This window comes from Negativicoccus succinicivorans (assembly GCF_018372215.1).
Taxonomy (GTDB): domain Bacteria; phylum Bacillota; class Negativicutes; order Veillonellales; family Negativicoccaceae; genus Negativicoccus.
Genome location: NZ_JAHAJN010000019.1, coordinates 1 through 2,590, shown reverse-complemented (window position 1 = coordinate 2,590; position 2,590 = coordinate 1). Strand labels below are relative to the sequence as shown.

Annotated in this window: 7 protein-coding genes; 2 read left to right on the top strand and 5 right to left on the bottom strand. The window is 43.1% G+C overall.

All coding sequences use genetic code 11. From position 1 onward, the window contains the following. Positions 1-91: 91 nt before the first annotated feature. Positions 92-358, bottom strand: coding sequence for a hypothetical protein (locus KIB08_RS06890; RefSeq protein WP_303991220.1), 267 nt, complete (start codon positions 356-358; stop codon positions 92-94). A gap of 94 nt (positions 359-452) precedes the next feature. Here KIB08_RS06890 and KIB08_RS06885 point away from each other — a divergent pair, with 94 nt between their 5' ends. Beyond that, positions 453-926 carry a hypothetical protein gene (locus KIB08_RS06885; RefSeq protein WP_303991209.1) on the top strand — a complete coding sequence of 158 codons (474 nt, stop codon included), beginning with the start codon at positions 453-455 and terminating at the stop codon, positions 924-926. A gap of 14 nt (positions 927-940) precedes the next feature. Here KIB08_RS06885 and KIB08_RS06880 read toward each other — a convergent pair whose 3' ends face one another. Both KIB08_RS06880 and KIB08_RS06965 read right to left on the bottom strand, forming a co-directional pair. Continuing rightward, complete coding sequence (locus KIB08_RS06880) at positions 941-1,129, bottom strand: hypothetical protein (RefSeq protein WP_303991207.1); 189 nt, start codon at positions 1,127-1,129, stop codon at positions 941-943. 13 nt (positions 1,130-1,142) lie between these two features. Continuing rightward, positions 1,143-1,343, bottom strand: coding sequence for a helix-turn-helix domain-containing protein (locus tag KIB08_RS06965; RefSeq protein ID WP_368487388.1), 201 nt, complete (start codon positions 1,341-1,343; stop codon positions 1,143-1,145). Positions 1,344-1,481: 138 nt separating this feature from the next. On the opposite strand from KIB08_RS06965, the gene KIB08_RS06875 reads away from it, so the two are divergent. Next, positions 1,482-1,856: a DUF6173 family protein gene (locus KIB08_RS06875; protein ID WP_303991205.1), complete on the top strand. Its 375-nt coding sequence runs from the start codon at positions 1,482-1,484 to the stop codon at positions 1,854-1,856. Between the two features lie 262 nt (positions 1,857-2,118). Here KIB08_RS06875 and KIB08_RS06870 read toward each other — a convergent pair whose 3' ends face one another. Both KIB08_RS06870 and KIB08_RS06865 read right to left on the bottom strand, forming a co-directional pair. Then, positions 2,119-2,298, bottom strand: coding sequence for a hypothetical protein (locus KIB08_RS06870; protein ID WP_303991203.1), 180 nt, complete (start codon positions 2,296-2,298; stop codon positions 2,119-2,121). Positions 2,299-2,310: 12 nt separating this feature from the next. Further along, positions 2,311-2,590: hypothetical protein (locus tag KIB08_RS06865; RefSeq protein WP_303991201.1), on the bottom strand; the 280-nt coding region annotated here is incomplete at its 5' end.

Genomic DNA, 2,590 nt, shown 5'->3' with positions numbered 1-2,590 from the left:
AATACTTTTTGATTGATTAATTTTTCTGTGCTATAATTTAGTTGCATATTGCTCTTGGCACCCGCGCCCACGGGTGCTATTTTTATTTCATTCATTCCGGATCCTCCTCCATTTCTTTACTGATCCAAAAACTTATCATTAAAACACCCCCAATAATTAATCCCCAGCACTTCGCCAGGTAAGCTAACGCTACCGAGTAATTGGCGTAAAGCGGCGCATCGGTAGTGATCAACCCCGCAAAGCCAACGAGCACCCCAACACCGCCGGCGATAGCGAAAAGGTCTCGCCAATGCTTGTCTAACCAAATAAGCGAGATCACCAATGGACGCAATACGTACCACTCGAGCCGTCGTTTCATTGTTATGCGTTTTTTCCTCATGCGTTTCACCGCCTTTCTCCCTACAATTCATCTTCATCTCTGCTATACTCACCTCAGAAAAGAGGTGAATACTATGGAACCGACACAAATTATGAAAGAATTTTACGACCCGCTTGTCTCGCTTATCGCCGATATTTCCGACATTAAAACTGCATGGATTATCTTTATTGCAATATTTTTGTCGGGGATAATGTCCTACATTAAAGAATGTAGTGACCTCGGAGTAGATTCTATCCGCGAAAAACACTTTGGTAATAAGGTCAGCAAACGAACCATTTATCATCTTTTTTGGCTTGCTTTTTTCTGTGCTGGATACGCGCTATCTCCCTACCAAGCATTTTTATCTAACCTACTGTTTGCGACCTTTTTCGCTATCTGCTTAGGCTATGGGACTCTCGCAATCGCCGCATTAGTCACTACGTTTTTCGTTGCGATTCTGTACGACATTCCCGCGGCCACATTCGCGTTTTATTACCATCATTACGGACGTCACGGCACCGATAAAAAAAGCACCGAAGATACACAAGATGAAAATCAAATCCATTAGTGATAGCGTCATTTTTATCCCCTTGTTCCGCGCCAACGTAAAAACTCATCAAATACTTCCGGATCATAGCGCAATCCGCGTCCCTTACCTGTCACCCCGCGCGCGAATTTCTTTACTGTCAGCATTTCTGTTTTCAGTCGCCACAAGGTTACCCGCGAAATCTGTGCGAACTCGCATATTTCTTTTGGCGTCACCCACATCACTGTTCACCTCCGTTTAACTTTCCTTCTTAGCTCTTTTCTCGTGCTTGCGCTTAAACACAATTTCAATTCCCAGTGCTGAACATATTCGCTCTACCGTGCTGATCATCGGAGAATGTATTTCCAATTCCAACTTTGAAATCATCTCCCTTGACAGTCCGCTTTCTTTCGCTAACCGGTACTGCGTCCACCCTTTTTCATTTCGTGCTTTTTTCATCACGTCTACAAAATGTTGACCCATATACAACCCTTACCCCCTATATATCGCGAAGTATTTTTGACCAATAATTTGTTTGGCGATATAATCGGCTTGGATAGGTTTACAAATCATTTTTTCAGAAAGGGTGTGCAAATTATGAATGAAAATGTTGAAAAATCGCCCGCCGACCTATTCGCACGGATTCGTGACTATCAATTAGCTGATTGGACTTATGAATGCTTAGTTAAGACCATTAATGAATTTGAAGCAGAGTTGAATGATGATGAAATTTCAGCCTTAACAGTTGCCATGTTTTCAAATAAACCTATCATCGTAGACTCTATAGGATTTAAAAATCCAAACATCATTGTTTTTTATGGGCATTTTGAAAACGGCTCAAAAGTTGATCTCGTTGTGTATCAATCTCAGCTAAATCTTTGTTTAATCCCGGTAAAGCGCCAGGATACATCTGTTCCACGGCGTAAAATAGGATTCGTTCCAGACACAAGTTCGCCGCAAGATTCTGTATGAGTAGTTTCTCTATTTGAGCCTCGTTATCGCGTGGCTCTTTTTTAATGAGTTCTTTCCATTCCTCGACTGTACACTTGATTTCCATGTTTTTCTTCACCTCCTTTTTTATTACCTCTTGTACATGATCACTAATTGAAGTAATAAATTTACTGCGATGATTGCAACCGTGCAGACTTGAATTAAGTAAGCTTTTTCAAGTGGGCCCATATCGTTTTTCATGCTTCACCTCCTTAACTCTTTTTCTTAAACACGATTTCAATTTCTAGTGCTGTTTTAGGAATTTAAGCTCTTTTGCCACAACCCGAGCAATCGTTTCATCCAACTCGGCGTACATCTTGCGTATCTCCTCCGACTTGCACAAGGGCTTAAGTTCCGCCCCCGCTTCATGCCAAAACGTAAGCAGTTTGCGTATACGTTCCAGCGCAATTACCTTCTCGTTCATGTCTCGCCCGCCCTACGCCAACGCGCGTTTGAGTTTTTTCGGCGCGACTTCATCAAGCCGTGCCTTTACTTTCTCGATCGACTGATCTCGAGAGTCGCGCTGTGCGACCAGCTGCTCTTTCACTATCTGCAAATCAAGCTTGTTTTCTGTCAGATCTACATTGACGTAGCGGTCATCGCCTTTTTCTCGTACGGAGAAGATCTGCCGCCGTCCGTCATCGTCTCGTACCTGCGCCGTTAAATTGGTTGCCAGTCGGCGAATGTCCTTATTAATAAGCCGCCCGATATCCGGC